Annotated in this window: 20 protein-coding genes; 14 read left to right on the top strand and 6 right to left on the bottom strand. The window is 69.4% G+C overall.

Annotation, left to right across the window (positions count from 1 at the left end; translation table 11 throughout):
- Positions 1–27: 27 nt before the first annotated feature.
- A complete protein-coding gene (locus WFM69_RS12770; RefSeq protein WP_337005225.1) occupies positions 28–561 on the top strand; it encodes a hypothetical protein in 534 nt (177 codons plus the stop codon).
- 130 nt (positions 562–691) lie between these two features.
- Positions 692–1,960, top strand: a complete 1,269-nt coding sequence (gene clpX, locus WFM69_RS12765) for an ATP-dependent Clp protease ATP-binding subunit ClpX (protein ID WP_337005223.1) — start codon at positions 692–694, stop codon at positions 1,958–1,960.
- Between the two features lie 36 nt (positions 1,961–1,996).
- On the opposite strand, the gene WFM69_RS12760 is transcribed toward clpX, so the two are convergent.
- Genes WFM69_RS12760 through WFM69_RS12750 form a run of 3 tightly spaced genes read right to left on the bottom strand, consistent with a single transcriptional unit; the run spans position 1,997 to position 5,515 of the window.
- The gene (locus WFM69_RS12760) at positions 1,997–2,494 is read right to left on the bottom strand and encodes a GyrI-like domain-containing protein (protein WP_337005221.1); all 498 of its coding nucleotides are present in this window, start codon (positions 2,492–2,494) and stop codon (positions 1,997–1,999) included.
- A 19-nt stretch (positions 2,495–2,513) separates the two neighbouring features.
- Entirely contained in the window at positions 2,514–4,565 is a 2,052-nt protein-coding gene (locus WFM69_RS12755; RefSeq protein WP_337005219.1) for a M3 family metallopeptidase, read from the bottom strand.
- Between the two features lie 32 nt (positions 4,566–4,597).
- Positions 4,598–5,515 carry a LysR family transcriptional regulator gene (locus tag WFM69_RS12750; RefSeq protein ID WP_337005217.1) on the bottom strand — a complete coding sequence of 306 codons (918 nt, stop codon included), beginning with the start codon at positions 5,513–5,515 and terminating at the stop codon, positions 4,598–4,600.
- Between the two features lie 81 nt (positions 5,516–5,596).
- Between WFM69_RS12750 and tdh the strand changes: the two genes are divergently transcribed.
- From tdh to WFM69_RS12730, 4 genes are read left to right on the top strand one after another with little or no spacing between them, the layout of a single operon-like run.
- Positions 5,597–6,640, top strand: a complete 1,044-nt coding sequence (gene tdh, locus WFM69_RS12745; protein ID WP_337005215.1) for an L-threonine 3-dehydrogenase — start codon at positions 5,597–5,599, stop codon at positions 6,638–6,640.
- The gene (locus tag WFM69_RS12740; protein ID WP_337005213.1) at positions 6,640–7,818 is read left to right on the top strand and encodes a glycine C-acetyltransferase; all 1,179 of its coding nucleotides are present in this window, start codon (positions 6,640–6,642) and stop codon (positions 7,816–7,818) included. Before tdh ends, WFM69_RS12740 begins: the two co-directional genes overlap by 1 nt.
- Before the next feature lie 58 nt (positions 7,819–7,876).
- Entirely contained in the window at positions 7,877–8,500 is a 624-nt protein-coding gene (locus WFM69_RS12735) for an ArsR/SmtB family transcription factor (RefSeq protein ID WP_337005211.1), read from the top strand.
- On the top strand, positions 8,497–8,715 hold the full coding sequence (locus WFM69_RS12730; RefSeq protein WP_337005209.1) for a hypothetical protein: 219 nt from the start codon (positions 8,497–8,499) through the stop codon (positions 8,713–8,715). The genes WFM69_RS12735 and WFM69_RS12730 overlap by 4 nt, the downstream gene beginning before the upstream one ends.
- Before the next feature lie 89 nt (positions 8,716–8,804).
- Here WFM69_RS12730 and WFM69_RS12725 read toward each other — a convergent pair whose 3' ends face one another.
- Both WFM69_RS12725 and valS read right to left on the bottom strand, forming a co-directional pair.
- Complete coding sequence (locus tag WFM69_RS12725) at positions 8,805–9,020, bottom strand: hypothetical protein (protein WP_337005207.1); 216 nt, start codon at positions 9,018–9,020, stop codon at positions 8,805–8,807.
- Positions 9,020–11,623, bottom strand: a complete 2,604-nt coding sequence (gene valS, locus WFM69_RS12720; protein WP_337005205.1) for a valine--tRNA ligase — start codon at positions 11,621–11,623, stop codon at positions 9,020–9,022. Before valS ends, WFM69_RS12725 begins: the two co-directional genes overlap by 1 nt.
- A 169-nt stretch (positions 11,624–11,792) precedes the next feature.
- On the opposite strand from valS, the gene WFM69_RS12715 reads away from it, so the two are divergent.
- Genes WFM69_RS12715 through WFM69_RS12700 form a run of 4 tightly spaced genes read left to right on the top strand, consistent with a single transcriptional unit; the run spans position 11,793 to position 16,690 of the window.
- Entirely contained in the window at positions 11,793–13,400 is a 1,608-nt protein-coding gene (locus WFM69_RS12715; RefSeq protein WP_337005203.1) for an ABC transporter substrate-binding protein, read from the top strand.
- A 25-nt stretch (positions 13,401–13,425) separates the two neighbouring features.
- Complete coding sequence (locus WFM69_RS12710) at positions 13,426–14,376, top strand: ABC transporter permease (protein ID WP_337005201.1); 951 nt, start codon at positions 13,426–13,428, stop codon at positions 14,374–14,376.
- A complete protein-coding gene (locus tag WFM69_RS12705; protein WP_337005199.1) occupies positions 14,373–15,185 on the top strand; it encodes an ABC transporter permease in 813 nt (270 codons plus the stop codon). The genes WFM69_RS12710 and WFM69_RS12705 overlap by 4 nt, the downstream gene beginning before the upstream one ends.
- Complete coding sequence (locus tag WFM69_RS12700; RefSeq protein WP_337005197.1) at positions 15,182–16,690, top strand: ABC transporter ATP-binding protein; 1,509 nt, start codon at positions 15,182–15,184, stop codon at positions 16,688–16,690. The genes WFM69_RS12705 and WFM69_RS12700 overlap by 4 nt, the downstream gene beginning before the upstream one ends.
- Here WFM69_RS12700 and WFM69_RS12695 read toward each other — a convergent pair.
- Complete coding sequence (locus tag WFM69_RS12695) at positions 16,680–17,330, bottom strand: pentapeptide repeat-containing protein (RefSeq protein WP_337005195.1); 651 nt, start codon at positions 17,328–17,330, stop codon at positions 16,680–16,682. The two genes, WFM69_RS12700 and WFM69_RS12695, sit on opposite strands and share 11 nt — an antisense overlap.
- 285 nt (positions 17,331–17,615) lie before the next feature.
- Between WFM69_RS12695 and ileS the strand changes: the two genes are divergently transcribed.
- From ileS to ndk, 4 genes are read left to right on the top strand one after another with little or no spacing between them, the layout of a single operon-like run.
- The gene (gene ileS / locus WFM69_RS12690) at positions 17,616–20,966 is read left to right on the top strand and encodes an isoleucine--tRNA ligase (protein ID WP_337005193.1); all 3,351 of its coding nucleotides are present in this window, start codon (positions 17,616–17,618) and stop codon (positions 20,964–20,966) included.
- Positions 20,963–22,315 (top strand): bifunctional folylpolyglutamate synthase/dihydrofolate synthase, encoded by a 1,353-nt coding sequence (locus tag WFM69_RS12685; protein ID WP_337005190.1) that lies wholly within the window; start codon positions 20,963–20,965, stop codon positions 22,313–22,315. Before ileS ends, WFM69_RS12685 begins: the two co-directional genes overlap by 4 nt.
- Entirely contained in the window at positions 22,312–22,752 is a 441-nt protein-coding gene (locus WFM69_RS12680) for a DUF4233 domain-containing protein (protein ID WP_337005188.1), read from the top strand. Before WFM69_RS12685 ends, WFM69_RS12680 begins: the two co-directional genes overlap by 4 nt.
- Before the next feature lies 1 nt (position 22,753).
- Positions 22,754–23,170, top strand: coding sequence for a nucleoside-diphosphate kinase (ndk, locus tag WFM69_RS12675; protein ID WP_017830321.1), 417 nt, complete (start codon positions 22,754–22,756; stop codon positions 23,168–23,170).
- The last annotated feature ends 8 nt before the right edge of the window (positions 23,171–23,178 follow it).

Genomic DNA, 23,178 nt, shown 5'->3' with positions numbered 1-23,178 from the left:
CGCGCGGGTCTGTGGTTTCATGGCGGCATGTCGATGACGCCACTGCGCACCCGGTTCGCACTCCTCTGGCTCGTGCTCGCCGGGACAGCGGTGCTCGGAGGATGCGCGATGGTCTCGGCGGAGACGGGCGATGCGCGGATGGGTTCCGGTTCCACGCCCACGCCCACGCCCACCGCGGCGTGCCCTCAGATCGAAGGCGTGGTGCTTCCCCCGGAGTGCGCACCGTACGATCCCGACAACGCTATGGCGCAGAACGACCGGTACAAGGAGCGCATGGAACTCTCCAGTGAGGCGGCGGAAGCCGTGGGGGAGTCGGTGTCCGATCTGCGTGCGCGTCTGGAAACACTGCGCACGGGAGGCACGATCACGATCGACGCCGTTCAGGGAGCACTGCGGGAGGTCGGACCTCCGGACGACGCGGTCCGCGGTGACGAACGTGCCGTGGAGTTCGGTGTCGACGCACCGGAGGGCGGCTGCGTGTTCGGCGAGGTGCGGCCCGACTCCGTCCAGGTCGAGGCGGGCGGATACATCATGGACGGCGGCTGTCTGCCGGCACAGTGAGTGGCGCTCGCACTCGTCGTGAGCGTGCGCTCTCCGGTCCGCGTGACGCGATCGGCTCCAATGCGGCCCTGTGTCGTATGCAGCGGTTAGGCTCGAAGAACGATCTCTGATCCCCCATAGGAGGACGCGCATGGCACGCATCGGTGAAAGCGCTGACCTGTTCAAATGCTCTTTCTGCGGAAAGAGCCAGAAGCAGGTCCAGCAGCTCATCGCCGGACCCGGCGTGTACATCTGTGACGAGTGCGTCGAGCTGTGCAACGAGATCATCGAGGAGCGGATGGCCGAGTCCTCCGCCGAGGGCGTCGCCGAGTTCGAGCTGCCCAAGCCGCGCGAGATCTTCTCGTTCCTCGAGGAGTATGTCGTCGGCCAGGAGCCCGCCAAGCGCTCGCTCTCGGTCGCGGTCTACAACCACTACAAGCGCATCCGTGCGCACAGCACTCTGCAGTCGGCAGAGCAGAAGGCCGAGGAAGTCGAGATCGCGAAGAGCAACATCCTGCTCATCGGTCCGACCGGCTGCGGCAAGACCTACCTCGCGCAGACACTGGCCAAGCGCCTCAATGTGCCGTTCGCCGTCGCCGATGCGACCGCCCTCACCGAGGCGGGCTACGTCGGCGAAGACGTCGAGAACATCCTCCTCAAGCTCATCCAGGCCGCCGACTACGACGTGAAGCGTGCGGAGCAGGGCATCATCTACATCGACGAGGTCGACAAGATCGCCCGCAAGGCCGAGAACCCGTCCATCACGCGAGATGTCTCGGGCGAGGGCGTGCAGCAGGCGCTGCTGAAGATCATCGAGGGCACCGTCGCCTCGGTGCCGCCGCAGGGCGGTCGCAAGCACCCGCACCAGGAGTTCCTGCAGATCGACACATCGAACGTATTGTTCATCGTCGCGGGAGCCTTCGCCGGCCTCGAGGACATCGTGTCGGCCCGCGTCGGCAAGCACGGCATCGGCTTCGGCGCCCCGCTGCACGACAAGAACAACGACCTCGATCTGTTCAGCGAGGTGCTGCCCGAAGACCTGCACAAGTTCGGGCTGATCCCGGAGTTCATCGGGCGTCTGCCCGTCGTCACCAACGTCTCCCCGCTGGACCAGGACGCTCTCATCGACATCCTGACCGGACCGCGCAACGCGCTCGTCAAGCAGTACCAGCGCATGTTCGAGATCGACGGGGTGCAGCTCGAGTTCGAGGAGGACGCGCTGCGTTCGATCGCCGATCTCGCCGTCGAGCGCAAGACCGGTGCCCGCGGTCTTCGAGCCATCCTCGAAGACGTGCTCGGGCCGATCATGTTCGAGATCCCCTCCGTCGAAGACGTGGCCAAGGTCATCGTGACGCGCGCGGCCGTCGACGAGGGCGCTCCGCCCACCATCGTGATGGAGCGCAAGCGCAAGAGCGCGTGACTTCGGCGCGCCCGCGGACGCGCCGAAGTCAGACGGTCAGCCGATCGGCATGAGCAGGTCGGTGCGCAGTTCTGCCGGCGTGGTGCTGGGGTCGGACACGTAGACCTCGATCCACATGCCCCCGGGGTGGACGCCCTCGGCGCCTGCGCGCGCGACGAGACCCGCCCAGGCCGCCCCGAGCTCTTCGTACGATCCGAAGAGCGTCGTCGCAACGGCCGGGCCTGCGGGGAGAGCGGAGGCGACGATGACCGTGCCGCTGGCCGTCGGGATCGGATTCTCCGGTACGGTCTCGACGGGAAAACCGAGTTCGAGATCGAACGCGCCCATCGGATCGCCGTGATACACCGCCAGCGCCGGCCCGGTCGGCGTCAACGCGCCGCCCGCGAAATGCAGTGCGATCGCCGCATATCCGGCGTCGAAGGCCGCCTGGATGTCGGGCAGGCGGATGCCCTTGTGTCGGATGACGGCGAGCGGGACCGCGTCGAGCTCGATGCGGTCGATCGGGCCGAACGGGGCGTCGGGGAATGCGTTCATGCGCTCAGGGTCTCACGACTCAGGAGCCGAGTCCACGACGCGTGAGCAGCGGCTCGATCTCGGCATCGCGACCACGGAAGTCGCGGTATGCCTCCAGCGGATCCTTCGAGCCGCCCACGCCCAGCAGCCGCTCGCGGAACCGGTCGCCGTTGCCGCGGGTGAGACCGCCGTTCTCCCGGAACCAGTCGACGGTGTCGGCGTCGAGCACCTCGCTCCAGATGTACGAGTAGTAGCCGGCGCTGTAGCCACCCGAGAACACGTGCGCGAAGTAGGTCGAGGAGTAGCGGGTGGGCACGGCGGGATCGTCGAGTCCGATGTCGGCCAACGCTGCGGCCTCGAACGCGGCGACGTCCGTGATGTCGGCGGCGACCGAGAGCCGGTGCCACGCTTGATCGAGCCACGCGGCGGCGAGGTACTCGCTGGTGGCGTGGCCCTGATCGAAGGTCTCCGTGGCGCGGAGTCGCTCGACGATCGCGGGGTCGAGGGGCGCGCCGGTCTCGTGGTGACGGGCGTAGTTGTCGAGCACCTCCGGCCACAGGATCCACATCTCGTTCACCTGGCTCGGGAACTCGACGAAGTCGCGGAACACGTTCGTTCCGGCGAAATGCGGGTACGTGACGGTCGCGAACAGGCCGTGCAGCGCATGACCGAACTCGTGGAACAGCGTCGTGACCTCGTCGAGCGTGAGCAGCGTCGGCTCGCCCTCGGCGGGGAGCGGCACGTTCAGGTTGTTGACGACCACGGGCGCCGTGCCCCGCAGACGCGACTGGCTGACGATCGCATTCATCCAGGCTCCGCCGCGCTTGGAGTCACGCGTGTAGAGGTCGAGTACATAGAGCCCGACGGGGGAGCCATCGGCGTTGCGCACCTCGAACACGCGAGCTCCGGGGTGGTAGGCGACGAGGTCGTCGCGCTCGGAGAAGGTGACGCCGTACAAGCGTGTGGCTGCGAAGAAGACCCCGTCCTGCAGCACGCGCTCCGCCTCGAACCACGGGCGCAGCGCGCTGGCGTCGATGTCGTAGCGGGCCGTGCGCACACGCTCGGTGTAAAACGCCCAGTCGTGCGCCTCGATCGCGAACGGCTCGGGTTCGGTCTCGTCGACGATGCCCTGCAGAGCGACGCGCTCGGCGACCGCATTGCGTGCCGCCGGGAATGCGAGCCGCCGCAGCATCTGCTCGACGGCGTCGGGGGTTCCCGCCGTCTCGTCGGCGGTGACGTACGCCGCGTGCGAGTCGTAGCCGAGGAGTGCGGCACGCTCGGCGCGCAGCCGGACGATCTCGAGCAGCACGGCGCGGTTGTCATGCGCGTTGCCGCGTGACCCGCGTGCGAGCGATGCGGCCATGATGCGCCGACGCGAGTCCCGTACGCGCAGCTCGCCGAGAGCAGGGTGCCCCGTGAAGAGGGGGAGCGTGATCAGCAGCTTGCCGTCCAACCCTCGATCCGCTGCCGCACGCGCCGCCGCCGACAGCTCGCCCGCGCTCAGCCCCTCGAGCTCGGCCGGGGAGTCGAACACCACGGCGAGGTCGTTCGTGTCGTTGAGGAGGTTGCGTTCGAACGTGTTGGTCAGCGTCGAGAGCTTCTGGTTCAACGCGGTCAGGCGGGTCTTCGCTTCGTCGTCGAGACCTGCTCCGGCGTGCGTCATCTCGCGGTGACGGCGCTCCACCAGGTAGCGCTGCTCGGGGTCGAGGTCGAGCGCGTCCCGCTGCTCGTAGACCTGCTGCACGCGCCAATACAGCTGTCCGTCGAGGGTGATCGCGTCCTGGTGCGCGGCCACGAGCGGGGCGAGTTCTTCGTCGATCGCCTGGATCTCCGGCGTCGCATCCGCCGAGCTCACGGTGTAGAACGCATGCGCGACCCGGTCGAGCAGGGCGCCGGAGCGCTCCAGCGCCTCCAGGGTGTTCTCGAAGGTCGGCATCGAGCGGACCATGGTGATGCGGGCGACCTCGCGGAGCTGCTCCTCGAATCCGGCCTGGAACGCGGGCAGGTAGTGCTCAGGACGGATGGCGGCGTAGTCGGGGAGCTCGTACGGGAGGGTCGACGGCTGGAGCAGCGGATTCGTGGCGTCGGTCATCCTCCGAGCCTAGCCATGCACACCGACGTCGCTCAGGAACCGTCGTCGCTCAGGCGCGTCATCACCCGCCGCAGGGCGTCCACCACGACACGTACCGAGCGGCGGCGCAGATTCTCGGGACGAGCGAGCAGGTCGATCATCCGATGCGTGCTCACACCCGTCAGCGGGAGCCGCACGATCTCCCGATCGTCGACGCTGCGTGACGTGAACCGCGGCAGCATCCCCAGCACGCCGCCGGCGGCGACGACGGCCGACACGGCGCCGTAGTCGTTGAGGCGGTGGAGGATCTCGATGGGGCGGTTCGCGACGGCCGAGACGGCACGCAGCACATCGTCGGGGGAGTAGCCGATGCGACTGGTCGCCCAGCGTTCGGCGGCGACCTCGGCGGGCGTGAGGCTCGTGCGCGTCGCGAGGGGGTGCGATCGTGAGAGGGCGACATCCAGCGGCTCGCGGACGAGCGTGAGGCTGCGCACGCCGTGCGTCGGCCAGGGCTCGGTGTGCTCCATGCGATGTGCGAGCACGAGGTCGTAGCGCGCGGTGAGTGCGGGGAACTCGCTCTGGGCGACGTCCTCGTCGGTGAGCTGCACGGTGGGCGAGTCGGACAGCTGCGACAGTTCGCGCAGCAAAGGGCCGAACAGCGCCTGGCCGACGCTGTGGAACCCGCTGATGGTGACCACGCCGGTGGCGGCGCCTTCGAACTCGTCGAGGGCGTGCCGTGCGGCCGCCATCGCATCGATGGCCTCCGAACCTGCGGCAGCCAGCACCTCCCCGGCGGGGGTGAGCGCCAGGGTGCGCCCGACGCGTCGCGTGAGAGGCGTAGGAAAGGAACGCTGCAGGGCCGCGAGCTGCTGTGACACCGCCGACGGGGTCACAGCGAGAGCGTCGGCGACCGCGGTCACACTGCCGAGGGTGCCCAGTTCCCGAAGGATCTGCAGTTGATGGAGCTCCACTCGATAAGTGTAGCTGTGGCTACATGGATGATGCAGATGATCCCGATTGTTCTACAGAGTTGGATGCGGTGGGATCGAAGCATGAAGGCACTGTTCAAAGGCGCACCCGGCTCCGGTCTCGAGCTCGTCGATCGCCCCGACCCCACAGCCGGCCCCGATGAGGTCGTGATCCGTGTGCTCCGCACCGGCATCTGCGGCACGGACCTGCACATCCTTCGTTGGGACGACTGGGCGGCATCGGCGATCTCTGCACCGCTGATCCCCGGACACGAGTTCTACGGAGAGGTCGTCGAGGTCGGCCCCGGCGTGCGCGACATCGCCGTAGGCGATCGGGTGTCGGGCGAAGGGCACATCGTGTGCGGCACGTGTCGCAACTGCCGTGCCGGTCGCCGCCAGATGTGCATCCGCACCGTCGGACTCGGACTCCAGCGCGACGGCGCGTTCGCCGAGTACCTCTCGCTCCCGGCGACCAACGTGTGGGTGCACCACGCAGAGGTCACCCCGGAGCTCGGAGCGATATTCGATCCGCTCGGGAACGCCGTCCACACCGCACTCACCTACCCGCTCGTCGGAGAAGACGTGCTCGTCACGGGCTGCGGTCCGATCGGACTGATGGCCATCGCCGTGGCCCGGCATGCGGGTGCGCGCTTCATCGTCGCCACGGATGTCAGCGCCCCCCGGCTCGAGATGGCGCGTCGGATGGGCGCGGACGAGGTGGTCGACGTCTCCGTGAGCGACATCCGCGACGCGCAGCACTCCCTCGGCATGCGCGAGGGTTTCGACATCGGGTTCGAGATGAGCGGCGCCGCTTCCGCGCTGCCCGCCATGATCGACAACATGAACCACGGCGGACGTATCGCCATGCTGGGACTGCCGAGCGCCGGCTTCGGCATCGACTGGGGCAAGCTCGTCACCCACATGCTCACGATCAAGGGCATCTACGGGCGCGAGATGTTCGAGACGTGGAATGCCATGGGGGCGATGCTGCAGACCAGCGCGACCCTGCGGGATGCCATCGGCCGCGTGATCGCCGAAGTCATCCCGGCACGCGACTGGGAGCGCGGATTCGCTGCGGCGGAGTCCGCGGGCACGGGAAAGATCATCCTCGACTGGACGGAGCTGTGATGTACGGGACTTTTCAGAAGCATGTGGCGGCGGAGCTGGCGGGAATCGAGGAGGCCGGGCTCACCAAGCACGAGCGCGGCATCCGCGGACCGCAGAGCGCCGAGATCACCGCGGACGGCGCAGAGGTGCTCAACTTCTGCGCGAACAACTACCTCGGGCTCGCCGACGACCCCCGCATCCTGGATGCCGCGAGTTCCGCGCTGCAGGAGTGGGGATACGGCCTCGCGAGCGTGCGCTTCATCTGCGGCACGCAGGAGCAGCACCTGGAGCTCGAGCGGCGGCTGGCCGACTTCCTCGACACCGACGAGGCCATCCTCTACTCGTCGTGCTTCGACGCGAACGGGGGAGTGTTCGAGACGCTGTTCTCTGCGGAGGACGCCATCATCTCGGACGAGTTGAACCACGCGTCGATCATCGACGGCATCCGTCTCTCCAAGGCGCGGAGACTGCGCTACCGCAACCGCGACATGGCCGACCTGGAGGCACAGCTGCAGTCGGCGGCGGATGCGCGGTTCCGGGTCGTCGTCACGGACGGCGTCTTCTCGATGGACGGCTACATCGCGCCGCTCGCCGAGATCTGCGACCTCGCCGAGCGCTATGACGCTCTCGTGTTCGTGGACGACTCCCATGCGGTCGGCTTCGTCGGCGAGCACGGTCGAGGGACGCCCGAGTTTTGCGGGGTCTCGGACCGGGTCGACATCTACACCGGGACGTTCGGCAAGGCGCTGGGCGGTGCATCCGGCGGGTACGTCGCCTCGCACGCCGAGATCGTCGCGCTCCTGCGTCAGCGTTCCCGGCCCTACCTCTTCTCGAACACGCTCGCTCCGGCGATCGTCGCGGGCACGTTGACTGCCCTCGACCTGGTCGAGGGATCGGCCGACCTGCGTGCGCGCCTTCGTCGCAACGCCGCATCGTTCCGGGAGCGGATGACCGCCGAGGGCTTCGATCTGCTCCCCGGCGAGCACCCGATCGTGCCGGTCATGTTCGGCGATGCCGCGAAGACGGCGCGGATCGCGCGGGAGATGCAGGAGCGCGGGGTGTATGTGACGGCCTTCAGCTTCCCCGTCGTGCCTCGTGGTCTGGCGAGGATCCGCGTGCAGCTCTCGGCCGCGCATACGCCGGAGCAGGTGGAGCGCTGCGTGCAGGCATTCGTCGAGGCGCGTGCCGCCGTGGCGTGAGACCCTCCTTGCAAAGAAATGCTTGCAAAGAAGTCTTTGCAGAGGTATCTTTGCATGCATGACGAACGAGACGCAGATCCGCACGCTCGACGCCGGCGCACTCAAGGCGCTGGCGCATCCCCTGCGCGTGAGGATCTTCGACCTGCTCGCGTCGCAAGGCCCGCAGACCGCGAGTTCGCTGGCCGCCCTCGTGGGGGAGACCTCGGGGTCGACCAGCTATCACCTCCGCGCCCTCGCCGCCCACGATCTCATCCGTGAGGTCGAGGGCCGGGGTACCGCACGCGAGCGGTGGTGGGAGCGTCCGAAGGGGCGCATCGACGTGCCCGGCCCCGACGACATGACGTCACCGGCGAACCGTGCCGCCGCGCAGATCGTGAACTCGGAGTTCTTCCGGCTGCGCCACGAGACCCTGATGGCCTACATCAACCGTCCGCAGTCGGAGGTGCCCGAGGCCTGGCGTGACACCGGCAGCATCGTCACGACCCACCTCGACATGACACCGGAGCAGGTGGTGTCGCTCCGCGAGGAGCTCGAGGGGATCGTCGAGCGCGCCATGGAGCGCTACCGGGGGCAGACCGGTCCCGACGTGCGGCGCGTCTCGCTGCGGACCGAGATCTTCGACCTGCCGACTCCGCACACGACGAAGTCGGGACCCACCGATGGCATCGAGGAGGAATCATGACGAGTGCGACCCTTCGCCTCGCGGCACCGACGCAGACCGAGCGCACGCTGCTCCTGCTCGCGGACCGCATCACCGCATACGTCGAGCACCGGGTGGCTCGTCGTGCCGAGAAGCGCACACAGTCACTGGAGATGCTGCGGATGCAGCAGACCCCGACGCAGGATCCGCGCGAGCTCACGCGGGCCCTGGCGCAGCTCGACATCCCGCGCTTCTAGACGCTGCCGAGACCCCGGTCTTACGCTGAGACCCCCTGTTGCCGTTGCCGGCACCAGGGGGTCTCGACGGTGAAGCGGGGTCTCGCGGATCAGTCGTCGAAGGGGCGGGCGGTCACGTCGCCCGTCACGGACTGGAAGACCTCCCAGCCGGCATCGAGTTCCGCGATCGCGCGGCCCTCGAGCCAGGTGAGCGTCCAATGCCCGGCGAGTCCCTTCGCCTCGACCTCGGCGATGGCGGGTCGCAGAGCGGCGGGAACCGACGCGGGCGGCTCGGAGCCGGTGGCCCAGCGCGTGCCGAGCTGCATCAGGACGCCTCGACCGGCGCGAGCTCGATCGCGGTGACCGCGAACTCCTCGGCCTCGCTGAACTCGAGCTCCGCGATGCGTCCGACAGCGCGCAGGTCGTCGGCGGCCGCGCGCAGGGCGTCGAGCTTCGCGGTCGGTGCGGCGATCGCGGCGCGCGAGACCGGGGTCTTCTGCGACGCCTTCGCCTCGGTCTTCGCCCGGCGGATGCCGATCAGCGCCTCGCTCGCCGCGGCCAGCACTGCGGGGTCGCCGTCGATGTCGAGCGGCGTCGGCCAGGCGGCCGTGTGCACAGAGCCCTCCTCGAACCAGGACCAGGACTCCTCCGCGGCGAAGGAGAGCACCGGTGCAAGCAGTCGGAGCAGCGTCGACAGCGCAAGGCGGAGCGAGAGCGCGGCGGATGCCTGGCCCACGTCGGCCTGGTTGTAGGCGCGCTCCTTCACGAGCTCGAGGTAGTCGTCGCAGAACGTCCAGAAGAACGCCTCGGTCAGCTCCAGGGCACGCGCGGCGTCGTAGCGGTCGAAGGCCTTCGTCGCCTCGACCACCACGCCGTCGAGGGCGGTGAGCATCGACGCATCCAGGGCGTGGGTGACCTGCGCGCCCTCGGGCACCGGGAACGACAACACGAACTTCGCCGCGTTGAGGACCTTGATCGCCAGGCGGCGGCCGATCTTCACCTGCGTCGGGTTCTGTGGGTCGAACGCGGCGTCCATGCCGAGGCGGCTCGATGCCGCCCAGTAGCGGACCGCGTCCGAGCCGTGGGTGTCGAGCACGTCGGCCGGGGTGACCACGTTGCCCTTCGACTTCGACATCTTCTTGCGGTCGGGGTCGACGATGAAGCCGGAGATCGCGGCGTTGCGCCACGGGGTGCGGTCGTCTTCGAGCGTCGAGCGCAGCATGGTGGAGAACAGCCAGGTGCGGATGATGTCCTGGCCCTGCGGACGCAGGTCGAACGGTGCGGTGAGCTGCCACAGCTCCTCGTCGCGCTGCCATCCACCTGCCAGCTGCGGCGTCAGCGACGAGGTGGCCCAGGTGTCGAGGATGTCGGCCTCGGCGTCGAAGCCTCCGGCCACACCGCGCTGCTCCTCGGTGTACCCGGCCGGTACGTCGGTGGTGGGATCGATCGGCAGGGAAGCGGCGTCCGGCGTCAGCACGCGGTCGTAGTCGCGCTCGCCGTTCTCGTCGAGGGCGTACCAGAGCGGGATCGGCACGCCGAAGAACCGCTGGCGCGACACGAGCCAGTCGCCCGTGAGACCGCCCACCCAGTTCTCGTACCGCACCCGCATGAAGTCGGGGTGCCATGCCAGCTCGGTGCCGTGGGCGAGGAGCTTGTCGCGCAACTCGCCGTCACGGGCGCCGTTACGGATGTACCACTGACGCGTGGAGACGATCTCGAGAGGACGGTCGCCCTTCTCGAAGAACTTCACCGCGTGCTGGAACGGCTTGCCGACCGCGGTCAGGTCGCCGGTCTCCTGCAGCTTCTCGACGACCGCCTTGCGTGCGCTGAAAACGGTCTTGCCGGCCAGCTCCTCGGCATACCAGGCGCGGGCCTCGGCGTTGGCCACCGTGTCCGGCGCCTCGGGGAGGAACCGGCCGTCGAGCCCGATCGTGGTCATGTTGGGCAGCGACCGCCCCAGGGAGTCGCGCAGCTCGCGCCACCAGATGATGTCGGTCACGTCGCCGAAGGTGCACACCATCGCCGCTCCCGTGCCCTTGTCGGGCTGTGCGAGGTGGTGCGGGAGGATCTCGATCTCGGCGCCGAAGAACGGCGTGCGGACCTTGGTGCCGATGAGGTGCTTGTGCGGGCCCTCCGGGTGCGTCACGATCGCGATGCACGCGGGCAGCAGTTCGGGGCGCGTGGTGTCGATCGCGATCGATCCGGAACCGTCCGCGAAGGGGAACTCGAGCGTGTGGTACGCGGCCTGCTGGTCGCGGTCCTCGAGTTCGGCCTGCGCGATCGCGGAGCGGAAGTCGATGTCCCACAGCGTCGGCGCCAGCGCCTGGTAGGCCTCGCCGCGCTCGATGTTGCGCAGGAACGCGAGCTGGCTCTGACGGATGGTGTCGTCCGAGATGGTGCGGTAGGTCTGCGTCCAGTCCACGCTCAGACCGAGCTGACGGAACAGCGCCTCGAACTGCTTCTCGTCCTCGATCGTGAGGCGTTCGCACAGCTCGATGAAGTTGCGACGGCTGATGGGGAGCTGGTCCGCGGCACGGCTCGACTTGTTGTCGCCGCCCTCGAAGGGGGGAGTGAAGTCGGGCGTGTAGGGGAGTGAGGGGTCGCAGCGCACCCCGTAGTAGTTCTGCACGCGGCGCTCGGTGGGCAGCCCGTTGTCGTCCCAGCCCATCGGGTAGAACACGGTCTTGCCGCGCATGCGCTCGTATCGCGCCTTCACGTCGGTGTGCGTGTATGAGAACACGTGGCCGATGTGGAGGCTGCCGGAGGCCGTGGGCGGCGGGGTGTCGATCGAGTACACGCCCTCACGGCCGGACTGCGCGGCACGGAGGCGGTCGAACAGGTAGGTGCCCTGCTCCGCCCATGCGGCGTCCCACTTCGCTTCGAGGCCTTCGAGTGCGGGCTTGTCGGGAATCTGATTCTGCGCAGGCATGGAGGTCTCCTCGAGCGATGTATGCGGCACCGTGTGAGCGTGCCTGAGTGTGGGTTGTGCGACCAGTCTACCGAGAGCTCCGGGCAGCGGCTGTCGTCACAGATCGACCCCGTCCAACAATCGGATCTAGGATGGATTCATCCCGACCCGATCGTCCTGAGGAATCGTCATGCCCGCAAAACCCGTGCGTCGCCTCCTGCCCTTCGCCGCGCTCGCCGCCGCCACCGCACTGGTGCTGAGCGCCTGCTCCGCCCCGTCGTCCGGCAGCGACGGCGAACTGGTCTGGTCGATCGAGGGCGCGAACCTCTCGGCCGGACACATGGACCCCCAGGTCAGCCAGCTCGACGTCTCGGGCATGGTGCAGCGCGCGGTGCTCGACTCGCTCGTGTTCCAGGAGGCGGACGGTTCATTCACGCCGTGGCTCGCGAAGAAGTGGGACGTGTCGCCGGACAGCACCGAGTACACGTTCACGCTCCGCGACGATGTGACCTTCACCGACGGTGAGAAGTTCGATGCTGCCGCGGTCAAGGCCAACTTCGACCGGATCGTCGACCCCGACACGGCGTCCGCACAGGCCGCGAGCATGCTCGGCGCCGACTTCTACAAGGGCACCGAGGTGATCGACGACCACACGGTCAAGGTCACGTTCACGCAGCCCTACGCCCCGTTCCTGCAGGCGGCGAGCACGCCGCAGCTCGGCTTCTACTCGCCGGCGGTGCTGAAGGAGTCGGCCGACAAGCTCAAGGCCGGCGGTCCGGGGATCACCGTCGGCACCGGTCCGTTCGAACTCACCGAGTACACGCCCGACCAGGAGCTCGTCTACACCCGCAACGACGACTACGCCTGGGGCCCGCACGGCGAGAAGGCCCCGAAGGTCGAGACCCTGCGCGTCGAGATCCAGCCCGAGGCCTCGGTGCGCACCGGGGTCGTCACGAGCGGCGAGGCCGACCTCGCGAGCAACATCCCGCCGAACCTCGCCAAGGACCTCGGCGACGGTGTCACGGTCGACTCGATCGAGTACCCCGGTCTGCCGTACTCGCTGTACCTCAACGAGAAGTACGGCGTCTTCGCCGATGAGAAGGTGCGCCAGGCGTTCGCCCGCGGCGTCGACATCGACGCGGCCGTCGAGGAGATCTACTTCGGCCAGTTCCCGCGGGCATGGAGCATCCTCGGCTCGACGACGCCCGGATACGACGCGTCGCTGGAGGGCAGCTGGCCCTTCGACCCCGCCGCCGCGAACGCCCTGCTCGACGAGGCCGGCTGGACCGCGCGCGACGCGGACGGCATCCGCATGAAGGACGGCAAGCGCCTGTCGGTGCGATGGATCGCCTGGACGCCCGTCCCCGACGATCGTGCCGCCCTCGCCAACGCGATCCAGTCCGACCTCAAGGCCATCGGCTTCGAGGTCGAGCGTGACGTGCTCGAGCCCGGGGCGTACAACGAGCAGTACGAGCCGAAGACGTTCGATCTGACGGACTGGGGCTTCTCCGGAGTCGACCCCGACCTGCTGCGCGCCCACCTGCACACCGACGGCTTCCAGAACGCCTCGCAGGTGAGCGACCCCGCGATCGACGCGCTGCTGGAGCAGGCCGTCGCGACCAGCGACCAGGAGCAGCGGAACGCGCTCTACACCGAGCTGCAGCAGTGGAACGCGCAGTACACGGCCATCGTGCCGCTCTACAGCCCGTCGGCGATCACCGCCGTCGGCGAGCGCGTCGGCGGACTCCAGTACGACCTGTACGGACGACCGCTGTTCTACGATGTGACCGTCGGCTGAACCGCCGACGGAGCGGAGGGCACGAGTGGTGAAGGCTGCGCTCGTCCGCATCCTCGGCCTCCTCGCCTCCGTCATCATCGTGCTGTGGGGTGCGGCGACCGTCGCGTTCCTCGCGTTCCGGGTGATACCCGGCGACCCGGTGTCGGTGATGCTCGGTCCGCAGGCGCAGGTGAGCGAGGCGGTCAAGGACGGGATCCGAGCCGAGCTCGGGCTGGACCGGCCGCCATTCGAGCAGTACGTCGGCTTCATCGGCCAGCTCGCGCGTGGCGACCTGGGGGAGTCGTATCAACTCCGGATGCCGGTGGCCGAGGTGATCGGACGACAGCTCGGGGCGACACTGCAGCTCTCACTGCTGGCGCTCCTGATCGCCGTGGTGCTCGCGCTCGCCGTGGCGGTGTTCGTGCGAGGGCAGGCCGGTCGCGCGGTGGCGGCGGGGATCGAGCTCGTCGTGCTCTCGTCGCCGGTGTTCTGGATCGGACTGGTGCTGCTCAGCGTGTTCGCGTTCGGGCTCGGCTGGTTCCCCGTGTCGGGGGCGCGCAACCCCGCCACGCTCGTCCTCCCTGCCATCACGCTCGCTCTTCCCGTCGCGGCCCTGCTCAGCCAGGTGCTGCGCGACGGACTGGTGCAGGCCGAGCGGATGCCGTTCGCCGAGACCGTCCGTGCGCGCGGTGCGAGCCCCTCGTGGTTCACACTCCGCCACGGCCTTCGCCACGGTGCCGCGTCGGCGGTCACCCTGGCCGCGTATCTCACCGGGTCGGTGCTCGGCGGGGCCGTGCTCGTGGAGACCGTGTTCGCCCGCCCTGGTCTGGGGCGTGTCACGCTCGCGGCGATCAGCGACCGCGACCTCCCGGTCATCACCGGGATCATCCTCCTGAGTGCCCTCGTGTTCGTCGCCGTGAACCTCGTGGTCGAGCTCGTCCATCCGCTGATCGACCCGCGGGTTGCCGCCGCCGCCCGTTCACGGAGCGTCCGGTGAGGCGCGCGCAGCGGGTGCTGCTGGCGGCGGCGATCGTCGTGCTCGCCGTGATCGTCTTCGCGGGGCTCTGGCCCGGCGTGCTCGCGACCCACGATCCGCTGCAGACGGACGTGCGATCGGCCCTGCTGCCACCGTCGTCCGCACACCTGTTCGGGACCGACCAGAGCGGGCGCGACGTGTACTCGCGCGTCATCTTCGGCGCGGGGCGCTCCCTCGGAATCGGGCTGCTCGCCACCGGGGTCGCGCTCGTGGTCGGGTTGCTGATCGGTGCGCTGGCCGGGGTGGCGCCGCGCGGCGTCGACACCACGGTCATGCGTGTGAACGACGTGCTCATGGCGTTCCCGGAGTTCCTCGTGGCGCTCGTGGTCGTCGCCGTTCTCGGACCTGGCCCTGTGAACATCGCCATCGCGGTCACGCTGGCCGCCGTGCCCGTGTACATCCGCCTCGCAAGGGTGCAGACCCAGACGCTGCGGGTCGCCGAGCACGTGGAGGCCGCCCGTATCCTCGGTGTCCCGACGCTGCGCGCCTTCCGACGGCACGTGCTCCCGGGGGTGCTGGGGGCGTTGAGCGTGCTGGCCACCATCGGCATCGGCTCGAGCATCCTCGCCGCGGCCGGGCTCAGCTTCCTCGGGCTCGGACCGTCGGAGCCGACGCCGGAGTGGGGGCTCATGCTCGCCGGCGGACGCAACGTGCTGGGCCAGGCCTGGTGGATCTCGCTCTTCCCCGGAATCGCGATCACGCTGACGGTGGTGGCCGCGACCGTGGTCGGCCGGATCCTCCGGGCACGCGCGGAGGGACGCACGGCATGAACGCGGCACTCGAGGTCCGTGGGCTGGGGGTCGCGTTCGGCACGCGCACCGTCGTGGACGGCGTCTCGTTCACGGTAGACCGGGGCGAATGCGTCGCGATCGTGGGAGAGTCCGGTGCGGGCAAGTCCCTCACCGCCCGCGCCCTGCTGGGACTCGCGCCGGCGGATGCGACGGTCACGGTCGAACGGCTCCTGATCGACGGCACCGATGCGGCCGGACTCTCGGAGCACGGGTGGCGTGCACTCCGCGGCGCGGGCATCGCCCTCGTCTCGCAAGACGCGCTGGTCTCACTCGACCCGCTGCGACGGATCGGGGCGGAGGTCGCGGAGCCCCTGCTCCTGCACCGCACGGTCCGTGGGCGCGACGCGCGAGAGGCACGCGTCCAGGAGCTGCTGCAGCGGGTGTGGATGCCGGACGTCGTGCGGCGTGCCCGGCAGCACCCGCACGAGCTCTCCGGCGGGTTGCGGCAGCGGGCCCTGATCGCGTCGGCCATCGCCGCGAACCCCGCCGTGCTGGTGGCGGACGAGCCCACGACAGCGCTCGACGCCACCGTGCAGGCGCGCATCCTCGGGCTGCTGCGCGAGATCGCCGACGCCGGAACCGCGGTGGTCTTCATCAGCCACGATTTCGCGGCCGTGCGGCGGCTCGCCGATCGGGTGCTCGTGATGAAGGCCGGAGCGGTCGTCGAGTCCGGGCCGGTGGCCGAGGTCCTGGGGGATCCGCGGCACGAGTACACGAAGCAGCTGATCGCCGCGACCATCCACGAGCCCAAGGCCGTCGCGGCGAACGAGGCCGCCCCGATCCTGGTCGCCACCGAGGTCTCGAAGAGCTTCGGCGACACGGCCGCGGTGGTCCGGGCCGAGTTCACCGTCCCGGCGGGGCGCACGCTCGGCATCGTGGGGGAGTCGGGGTCGGGCAAGACGACACTCGCGCGCATGATCGTGGGAGTGGATGCCCCGGACACGGGTGCGCTGCGCTGGGCGGGCACGCATCGGGTGCAGCTCGTGCACCAGAACCCGCTCGGGGCGTTCGACCCGCGCTGGAGCATCGGCCGATCCCTCCGCGAAGGACTCGAAGCCGGCGGGGTACCGCGGGCACAGCGAGCCGTGCGGGTCGCCGAACTCCTCGCCGAGGTCGGCCTCGCGCCCGAGACGGCCGACCGGCGTCCGAGCGCTCTGTCCGGAGGACAGCGTCAGCGCGCGGCGATCGCGCGGGCGCTCGCCGCCGATCCGGACGTGCTGGTGCTCGACGAGCCGGTCTCGGCGCTCGACCCTTCCGTGCGCGAGCGGGTGCTGCGGCTGCTCGCGCACGTGCAGGAGGAACGACGGCTGACGATGATCCTCGTGTCGCACGACCTCGACGTGGTCGGGGCGGTCGCCGACGAGGTGCTCGTGATGCAGGACGGCAGTATCGTGGAGCAGGGCGCCACGGCGGCGGTGTTCGCCGCACCGCAGCACCCGTTCACGCGGGAGCTGTTGGCCGCGAACGGACCGGTCAGTCCCTGATCTGGATGCCCAGGCTCGCCGCGATCACCGGCGCCAGCTGCTGCACCTGGAACGAGGTGAGCGTGGTGCCGCGCAGGCTGTTCGCGTCGAGGAAGGCGAGGGCGTCGAGGCCGCGCAGATCGACGTCTTTCGCCCGCATGCCGCGCGGGTCGACCTCGTCGCTCGTGGTGCCGGTGAAGCGCACGCGGGTGAGTTCCGCCTGCGGCATGTCGATCGTGCGGACCGTGCAGTCGGCGATCTCGACATCGGTGGCCCGCGCGGCGCCGAGGTTGAGGTAGTCGACGCGCACATCGCGCAGTTCGAGTTCGGAGATACGGGCCTCGCTGAGGTCGAGTGTGCCGATCCGGCCGCCGCTGATGCGCAGCCGCCGCACTCCCGCATCACGCAGGCGCAGGGAGGCGATGCGCACCGCCGTCATCTCGACGTCGAGCACGGTCGCGCCCGTGAGGTCGACGGTCTCGGCTTCGGCGACCACGGTGCACTGCTCGAGAGTCGAGTACGCGAGATCGACCGCGCCGTGCAGATCGAGGCGTGCCGCGATGAGGTCGATGCTGCGCCCCGGAGCGGCAGCTTCGAAGGTCGGTGGGAGGTCCGGAGCGGAGACACGAGGGGCGGCAGGGGAGTCGGGAGTGCGGACCATGCTCCGAGAGTACGGCGCACCGCCGACAGTCGCGCGAGCGCACCCGCGACGGTGGCCTGCGCGCACGCGTACAATGGACGCACGAGCATCGATCCGCTATCACCGGGGAGCTCTCGGAAGAACACCGCATCCCTCGGGACGCGGTCAGTAGAACCGAGCGGGGCAGGCCCGTCACAGCCGCAGTGAGAGTGGTCGCGTCGCAGGGCGCGGCACGCGAGGTGGTACCGCGGTCCGCGAGGATCGTCCTCGCAGGAGCATCCGCCACCACGACCACTGCGAGACACGATGACCTACCCCCGTTCCTCCTTCGGACCCGCCGCCGACTCCGTCGCGCCCAGCCCGCGCTTCCCGCGGATCGAGGAGGAGGTGCTGGCGTTCTGGGAGCAGGACGACACCTTCCGCGCCTCGATCGAGCAGCGCGAAGGCGCACCCGAGTGGGTGTTCTACGACGGCCCGCCGTTCGCGAACGGCCTCCCGCACTACGGCCACCTGCTCACGGGCTACGCCAAGGACGTGTTCCCCCGATTCCAGACGATGACCGGCCACAAGGTGGACCGCGTCTTCGGCTGGGACACGCACGGCCTCCCCGCCGAGCTCGAGGCCATGAAGCAGCTCGGGATCACCGAGAAGGCCGAGATCGAGGAGATGGGCATCGACGTCTTCAACGCGAAGGCGAAGAGCTCGGTGCTCGCCTACACGCACGAGTGGCAGGACTACGTCACGCGTCAGGCGCGCTGGGTCGACTTCGATCGCGGCTACAAGACGCTCGACCTCGGGTACATGGAGAGCGTGCTGTGGGCGTTCAAGACCCTGTACGACAAGGGCCTGGCGTACGAGGGCTACCGGGTGCTGCCGTACTGCTGGCGTGACGAGACGCCGCTCAGCGCGCACGAGCTGCGCATGGACGACGACGTGTACCAGACGCGCCAGGACCCGTCGGTCACGGTCACCTTCCCGCTGACCGGTGCCAAGGCGGAAGCCCTCGGGCTCACCGGCGTCCGCGCCCTCGCCTGGACGACCACGCCCTGGACCCTGCCGACCAACCTCGCGCTCGCCGTGGGACCTGCGATCGAGTACGTGGTGCTCCCGGCCGGACCGAACGGCGCCGCGGACGTGCACCAGGCCGCCGGTACCGCGGATGCCGCGATCGAGGCCTCCGCGCACCGCTACCTGCTCGCCCGTGATCTGCTCGGCGGCTATGCCAAGGATCTCGGCTACGAGAGCACCGAGGACGCGCTCGCCGCGGTCGACGCCACGGTCCTCGGTTCCGAGCTGCAGGACGTCACCTACGACCGCTTGTTCGACTATTACGCCGACACCGAGACGTACGGCACCGAGAACGCCTGGCGCATCCTGGTCGACGACTACGTCACGGTGAGCGACGGCACGGGTATCGTCCACCAGGCTCCGGCCTACGGCGAGGACGACCAGCGGGTGGCCGGCGGCGCCGGTATCCCGACGATCCTCTCGCTCGACGACGGCGGCAAGTTCCTCCCCAACGTCACCGATGTGGCGGGCATGCTGTGGATGGACGCGAACACGCCGCTCGTGCGCCTGGTCCGCGAGAACGGCCGGCTGATCCGGCTGCAGAGCTACGAGCACTCCTACCCGCACTGCTGGCGCTGCCGGAACCCCCTGATCTACAAGGCCGTCTCGAGCTGGTTCATCCGCGTGACGGACATCAAGGACGACATGCTCGCGAACAACGAGCAGATCACGTGGGTGCCGGAGAACGTCAAGCACGGCCAGTTCGGCAAGTGGCTGGAGGGCGCGCGCGACTGGTCGATCAGCCGCAACCGCTATTGGGGCTCGCCCATCCCGATCTGGAAGAGCGACGACCCGGAGTACCCGCGCGTCGACGCCTACGGCTCGCTGGAGGACCTGGAGCGCGACTTCGGCACGCTGCCGCGCAACCCCGAGGGCGAGATCGACCTGCACCGGCCGTACATCGACGACCTCACGCGCCCCAACCCCGACGACCCCACCGGCAAGAGCACGATGCGCCGCATCGAGGACGTCTTCGACGTGTGGTTCGACTCGGGATCGATGCCCTACGCGCAGGTGCACTACCCGTTCGAGAACCAGGAGTGGTTCGATTCGCACGCCCCCGCCGACTTCATCGTCGAGTACATCGGTCAGACCCGCGGCTGGTTCTACGTCATGCACGTGCTGTCGACCGCGCTGTTCGACCGCCCGGCGTTCACGGGAGTGAGCTGCCATGGCATCGTGCTCGGCAGCGACGGCTACAAGATGTCGAAGTCGCTGCGCAACTACCCTGACGTGTCGGAGGTGCTCGACCGCGACGGCTCCGACGCGATGCGCTGGTTCCTCATGTCGAGCTCGGTGCTGCGCGGCGGCAACCTCGCCGTGACCGAGGAGGGCATCCGCTCGGGGGTGCGCGAGTTCCTGCTGCCGCTGTGGAACTCCTGGTACTTCTTCGCGACCTACGCGAACGCCTCGGGCGCCGACGGGTACGAGGCGCAGTGGCGCACGGACTCCACCGACGTGCTCGACCGCTACATCCTGGCTCGCCTCGGCGATCTCGTCCGCGAGGTGCGCGCCGATCTCGAAGGCCTCGACTCCACCACCGCGTCCGCGCGCCTGCGCGACTTCGCCGAGGTGCTGACGAACTGGTACATCCGTCGCTCGCGCGACCGCTTCTGGACCGGTGTGACCGACGACCCGAAGAGCCGCGAGGCGTTCGACACGCTCTACACGGTTCTGGAGACCCTCACCCGCGTCGCCGCACCCCTGGTGCCGCTGATCAGCGAGCGCGTGTGGCAGGGACTCACGGGCGGACGCAGCGTGCACCTGACCGACTGGCCGGATGACGCGCAGTTCCCCACGGCGGACGAGATCCGCGATGCGATGGATGCGGTCCGCGAGCTGTCCAGCGTCGGCAACGCCCTGCGCAAGAAGGAGAAGCTGCGCGTGCGGCTGCCCCTCGCGCTCCTCACGGTGGTCTCTCCGCTCGCGGCGTCCCTCGGGCAGTTCGAGGACATCCTGCGCGAGGAGCTCAACGTCAAGTCGGTCGAGCTCGTGCCGCTCACGGAGTCCACCGCGGTGGACTACGGCATCGACCACCGGCTCAGCGTGAACGCCCGTGCCGCGGGTCCGCGTCTGGGCAAGGACGTGCAGAAGGCGATCCAGGCCGCACGCTCGGGCGACTGGAGCGAGGTGGATGGCGTGGTCACCGCGGGCGGCATCGCCCTGGAGCCGGCGGAATACGAGCTCGTGCTCGAGACCACCGGGCGTCCGGAGGGCGAGGCGCTGGCGATCGTCCCGACCGGCGGCTTCGTGCTGCTCGATACGAACACCACGCCGGAGCTGGAGGCCGAGGGGCTTGCCCGCGACGTCATCCGCGCCGTGCAGGAGACCCGCAAGAACGCCGGCTTCGACGTGAGCGACCGCATCCGCCTCGATCTCCGGTTCGCCAGCGAGGAGGATGCCGACGCCGTCGCCGCCGCGTTCGACGTCGCCGACGTCGCGGGGGAGACCCTGGCGGTGGAGCACTCGCTGCACCGAGAGGACCGGCCGGTCGCCGGTGCGGAGTTCATCGCCGACATCCCGAAGGGCACGTACGCGAACCGCGCGGCCTTCACGATCGCCGTCACCAGGATCGGAGCCGGAGCATGAGCGACAAGGACCGGGCGGACGCCGTCTACGAGACTCTCCTGAGTCGCGCAGGGGAGCGCTGGGTGCAGCCTCGCAAGGAGCGCACCGCGCGCTTCCTGGCATTCCTCGACAACCCGCAGCGCACCTACCGCGTCGTGCACATCACGGGCACCAACGGCAAGACGTCGACGGCGCGCATGATCGAGAGCCTGCTGCGGGCGCACGACCTGCGCACGGGGCTGTTCACCAGCCCGCACCTGGAGCGCTTCACCGAGCGCATCATGATCGACGGCGAGCCGATCGCCGACGAGGCCGTGGCGGACGCCTGGGATGAGATCGAGCCGTTCGTCGACATCGTCGACGCCGAACTCGAGGCGGCGGGCGATGCCCCGCTGACGTTCTTCGAACTGCTCACGGTGCTGGCGTTCGTCGCGGTGGCCGACGCGCCGATCGACGTGCTCGTGCTCGAAGTGGGCATGGGCGGGGAGTGGGACTCCACGAACACGGCCGACGGCGACGTCGCGGTGTTCGCTCCCATCGACATCGATCACGCGGACCGGCTCGGCAGCACGATCGCCGAGATCGCCCAGGTCAAGGCGGGCATCATCAAGGAGGGCGCCGCGGTCGTCTCGGCCCAGCAGCCCGCCGAGGCCGCGGAGGTGCTGCGTCGTGTCGCGGCCGAGCGCCACGCGACGATCGCGTTCGAGGGCGAGGAGTTCGGGCTCACCGAGCAGAAGCTCGCGGTCGGCGGGCAGCTGCTCACGATCCGTGGGCTCGCGGGGGAGTACACCGAGGAGTATCTGCCGCTGTACGGCGCGCACCAGGGCCACAACGCCGCACTCGCGGTCGCCGCGGTGGAATCGCTCATCGGCGGAGCCACGCAGCCCATCGCCGCGGACATCGTCACCGCGGGGCTGCAGGAGAGCACATCACCGGGTCGGCTGCAGCTGCTCGGCATCGCGCCCACCGTGGTCGTCGACGCCGCACACAACCCGCACGGCGCGAAGGCGCTCGGGCAGGCGCTCGACGACAGCTTCGACTTCGACGAGTGGGGTCTGGTGCTGGGAGTGCTCGCAGACAAGGACGCCGCGGGCATCGTGGCCGCGCTCGCACCCGCGGCCGCGCATGTGTTCGCCACGTCGCCGGATTCGGATCGTGCGAGCGACGCCGACGTGATCGCCGACCTCGTCGAGCAGACCGGCCAGCGCGCCACCGTGCACGACTCGCTCGCGGACGCTGCCGATGCGGCGCGCGAGTGGGCGGCATCCTCCGATCGTCGTGCCGTGATCATCGCGGGTTCGGTGGTGCTCGCCGGTGAGGCGATCGCGCTGTCCGAAGAGGAGGACTGGAAGGCGGGGTGGCGCGCATGAGCGCCGATGCCACCCCCGCGCGTGCTCCGCGCCCTCCGCGACCTCCGCGCACCCTCGTGCAGAAGCTCGCACCGGTCGTGCTCGGCTTCGAGGCGATCGTGGTGTTCCTCGTCGGGCTCACGATCTTCGGGCTGCGCCAGCTCCCCGACGGCATCGAGCAGTGGTGGGGCATCGTCGGCGGAGCGGTCCTCGCCCTGGCGTGCATCGCGATCGCCGGGATGATCACGAAGCCGTGGGCGATCACGGCCGGATGGGTCGTCCAGTCGATCGTCGCGCTGTCGGCGTTCTTCGTCCCCGCCATCCTGCTCGTCGTCCTGATTTTCGGCGGCATGTGGGCGTATGCGACCATCGGAGGGGCCCGGGTGGACGCACGACGTCCCGCCGAGCCCACGACCGAGACTCAGACCACGCAGATCTCAGACACAGAGAGTGAATGACATGGCCACCGAAGAAACCCTCGTCCTCGTCAAGCCCGATGGCGTGGCCCGCGGCCTCACCGGCGCGATCCTCGCGCGCATCGAGGCGAAGGGCTACGCCCTCGTCGACATCCGCCTGGTGGAGCCCGACCGCGACCTGCTCGCCGAGCACTACGCCGAGCACGAGGGCAAGCCGTTCTACGAGCCGCTGCTCGAGTTCATGCTCTCCGGACCGTCGGTCGCCATCCGTCTCGCGGGCAACCGCGTGATCGAGGGCTTCCGCTCGCTCGCGGGGACCACCGACCCGACGACCGCCGCTCCCGGCACGATCCGCGGCGACTTCGGTCGCGACTGGGGCCTCAAGGTGCAGCAGAACCTCGTGCACGGCTCCGACAGCCCCGAGTCGGCCGCCCGCGAGCTGGGCATCTGGTTCGACTGACCACCGCA

Source organism: Microbacterium sp. LB12 (assembly GCF_037150835.1).
Lineage (GTDB): Bacteria > Actinomycetota > Actinomycetes > Actinomycetales > Microbacteriaceae > Microbacterium.
The sequence above is the reverse complement of the archived record's forward strand: the minus strand, read 5'-3'. Positions and strand labels throughout refer to the sequence as shown.

Coding starts and splice junctions, on each gene's coding strand:
- WFM69_RS12715 (WP_337005203.1), top strand. CDS start 11,793: ATGCCCGCAAAACCCGTGCGTCGCCTCCTGCCCTTCGCCGCGCTCGCC.
- WFM69_RS12735 (WP_337005211.1), top strand. CDS start 7,877: ATGACGAACGAGACGCAGATCCGCACGCTCGACGCCGGCGCACTCAAG.
- WFM69_RS12730 (WP_337005209.1), top strand. CDS start 8,497: ATGACGAGTGCGACCCTTCGCCTCGCGGCACCGACGCAGACCGAGCGC.
- WFM69_RS12755 (WP_337005219.1), bottom strand. CDS start 4,565: ATGACCGACGCCACGAATCCGCTGCTCCAGCCGTCGACCCTCCCGTAC.
- WFM69_RS12685 (WP_337005190.1), top strand. CDS start 20,963: ATGAGCGACAAGGACCGGGCGGACGCCGTCTACGAGACTCTCCTGAGT.
- WFM69_RS12725 (WP_337005207.1), bottom strand. CDS start 9,020: ATGCAGCTCGGCACGCGCTGGGCCACCGGCTCCGAGCCGCCCGCGTCG.
- ndk (WP_017830321.1), top strand. CDS start 22,754: ATGGCCACCGAAGAAACCCTCGTCCTCGTCAAGCCCGATGGCGTGGCC.
- WFM69_RS12770 (WP_337005225.1), top strand. CDS start 28: ATGTCGATGACGCCACTGCGCACCCGGTTCGCACTCCTCTGGCTCGTG.
- ileS (WP_337005193.1), top strand. CDS start 17,616: ATGACCTACCCCCGTTCCTCCTTCGGACCCGCCGCCGACTCCGTCGCG.
- WFM69_RS12740 (WP_337005213.1), top strand. CDS start 6,640: ATGTACGGGACTTTTCAGAAGCATGTGGCGGCGGAGCTGGCGGGAATC.
- WFM69_RS12695 (WP_337005195.1), bottom strand. CDS start 17,330: ATGGTCCGCACTCCCGACTCCCCTGCCGCCCCTCGTGTCTCCGCTCCG.
- valS (WP_337005205.1), bottom strand. CDS start 11,623: ATGCCTGCGCAGAATCAGATTCCCGACAAGCCCGCACTCGAAGGCCTC.
- WFM69_RS12700 (WP_337005197.1), top strand. CDS start 15,182: ATGAACGCGGCACTCGAGGTCCGTGGGCTGGGGGTCGCGTTCGGCACG.
- WFM69_RS12680 (WP_337005188.1), top strand. CDS start 22,312: ATGAGCGCCGATGCCACCCCCGCGCGTGCTCCGCGCCCTCCGCGACCT.
- tdh (WP_337005215.1), top strand. CDS start 5,597: ATGAAGGCACTGTTCAAAGGCGCACCCGGCTCCGGTCTCGAGCTCGTC.
- WFM69_RS12760 (WP_337005221.1), bottom strand. CDS start 2,494: ATGAACGCATTCCCCGACGCCCCGTTCGGCCCGATCGACCGCATCGAG.
- clpX (WP_337005223.1), top strand. CDS start 692: ATGGCACGCATCGGTGAAAGCGCTGACCTGTTCAAATGCTCTTTCTGC.